Annotated in this window: 2 protein-coding genes and 1 pseudogene; all 3 read left to right on the forward strand. The window is 74.7% G+C overall.

Annotated elements, in window-relative coordinates:
- A pseudogene (locus tag MXD58_RS29645) lies at positions 1-226 on the forward strand (ergothioneine biosynthesis glutamate--cysteine ligase EgtA); the annotation flags it as partial.
- A gap of 17 nt (positions 227-243) precedes the next feature.
- On the forward strand, positions 244-1665 hold the full coding sequence (gene egtB / locus MXD58_RS29650) for an ergothioneine biosynthesis protein EgtB (protein ID WP_248838543.1): 1422 nt from the start codon (positions 244-246) through the stop codon (positions 1663-1665).
- A gap of 22 nt (positions 1666-1687) precedes the next feature.
- Positions 1688-2244 (forward strand): ergothioneine biosynthesis protein EgtC (gene egtC, locus MXD58_RS29655; protein WP_250611450.1); only part of this gene is annotated, 557 nt, incomplete at its 3' end.

Here is a 2244-nt window from a genome sequence, read left to right on the forward strand (position 1 = left end):
GGCCGACGAGCCGCTGCGGCGGGCGGCGGCACGCTGCCTGGAGCTGGCGACGGCGGCGCTGCGGCGCGCCGGTGACGCGGAGTTCGCCGAGTCCGCCGAGGTGTTCGCGCAGCGATACACGCTGCGGGGCCGCGCTCCGGCCGACGAGTTGTCCGAGCGGTTCGATCGGATCGGGCCGGCCGCGGTGCTGCGCGAGGAGGCACAGCTGTGCGATCAGGTCGCCTGAGTTCCGAGGCGCCGAGCATGGCGCAGGAGACGACCGCGAACGACGACAGGACGAGCAACGGCACGACGACGCCGGTCACCGCCGCGGCCGTGGCGGCCGCCCTCGACCGCGCGCGGCGCCGTTCCCTCACCTATACCGACATCGACACCGACGAGCTGGTCCGCCAGCACTCGCCGTTGATGTCGCCGCTGGTCTGGGACCTCGCCCACATCGGCAACTACGAGGACCTGTGGCTGGTGCGCGCCCTCGGCGCGGCCGACCCGACCAGGCCCGGCCTCGACGACATCTACGACGCCTTCCGGCACAGCCGGGCCAGCCGGATTCGCCTGGCGCTGCTCGGCCCGGACGGCGCCCGCGACTACCTGCGGGAGGTCCGCGGCCGCGCCCTCGACCTGCTCGACCGGTTCACACCCCTGCCGGTCGACCCGCACTCCACCGGCCCCGCCGACACCGACACCGACACCGGCGCCCGCGCCGAGGACGCGGCGCGGCTGCTGACCGACGGTTTCGTCTACGCAATGGTCATCCAGCACGAGCACCAGCACGACGAGACGATGCTCGCCACCCATCAGCTTCGCGCCGGGCCGCCGCTGCTCGACGCGGGCGCACCGCCGCCGCCGGGACGGACCGTGCCGCGCCGCGAGGTGCTGGTGCCGGCGGGACCATTCACCCTCGGTACCAGCGCCGATCCGTGGGCCCTCGACAACGAGCGGCCCGCGCACCGGGTCGACCTGCCCGCCTTCTGGATCGACACCCTGCCCGTCGGCAACCGGGCGCAGATCGCCTTCATCGAGGCCGGCGGCTACGACGACGAGAGGCTGTGGTCACCGGCCGGCTGGGAGTGGCGGCAGCAGGAGGGCCTGAGCGCGCCCGAGTTCTGGCAGCGCGACGGCGACACCTGGCTGCGCCGCCGCCTCGGCCGGGTGGAACCGGTTCCGCTGGACGAGCCGGTCCAGCACGTCTGCTGGTACGAGGCGCAGGCGCACGCCCGCTGGGCGGGCCGGCGGCTGCCGACCGAGGCGGAGTGGGAGAAGGCCGCCGCGCACGACCCGGTCACCGGACGTTCACTACGGTATCCGTGGGGTGACACCGATCCGACGCCGAACCATGCCAATCTTGGGCATCGCACGAGCGGCCCCGCCCCGCTGGGGGCCTACCCCGCGGGCGCGAGTCCCTGCGGAGCCGAGCAGATGATCGGGGACGTGTGGGAATGGACCGCGAGCGGCTTCACGGCCTACCCGGGCTTCCGGTCCTTCCCGTACCGCGAGTACAGCGAGGTCTTCTTCCCGAAGGGCGGCGAGCCGGCGTCGTTCAAGGTGCTGCGCGGCGGCAGCTGGGCGGCGGACGCCGCCGCCGTCCGCACCACGTTCCGCAACTGGGACTACCCGATCCGCCGGCAGATCTTCGCCGGTTTCCGGCTGGCCCGGGACGCCGACTGAGCACCGCGGGAAGGAGCAGCGTGTGTGCCGCCACCTAGCCTGGATCGGAGCCCCGCGGACGCTGGCCCAGCTCACCCTGGAGCGGCCCCACAGCCTGCTGCGGCAATCCTGGGCGCCGCGGCGGATGGCTTACGGCACGATCAACGCCGACGGATTCGGCGCCGGCTGGTACGCGCCGCGACTGCGGGCCGCGCCCGCCCGGGTGCGCCGGGCGGTGCCGATGTGGACGGACGCGTCGTACGCCTCGATGGCCGGCGTGATCGCCTCGGGCTGTGTTCTGGCGGCGGTACGCAGCGCGACCGTCGGCATGCCGGTGGAGGAGTCGGCCACGGCGCCGTTCACCGACGGCACCCGGCTGCTGAGCCACAACGGCCGGGTCGACCCGACAGCGGTGCGGGCGTTGCTGCGCGAGCGGCCGGATGCCGCGGCGCCCGAGTCGACCTGCGACTCGGCGCTGCTCGCCGCCCTGGTGTGGGAGCGGGCCGCGACGGTCCCGCTGGCCGACGCGGTCGCCGCCGTCGTGACCTCGCTGGCCGCGGCGGACCTCGCGGACGGCGCGGGCACCGCGACGCCCTGGGC

The sequence above is a fragment of the Frankia sp. AgKG'84/4 genome, assembly GCF_023242965.2.
Classification (GTDB): Bacteria; Actinomycetota; Actinomycetes; order Frankiales; family Frankiaceae; genus Frankia.

Bases quoted from the DNA above. Each gene is read 5' to 3' on its own strand.
- egtB (WP_248838543.1), top strand. From the start codon at position 244: ATGGCGCAGGAGACGACCGCGAACGACGACAGGACGAGCAACGGCACG.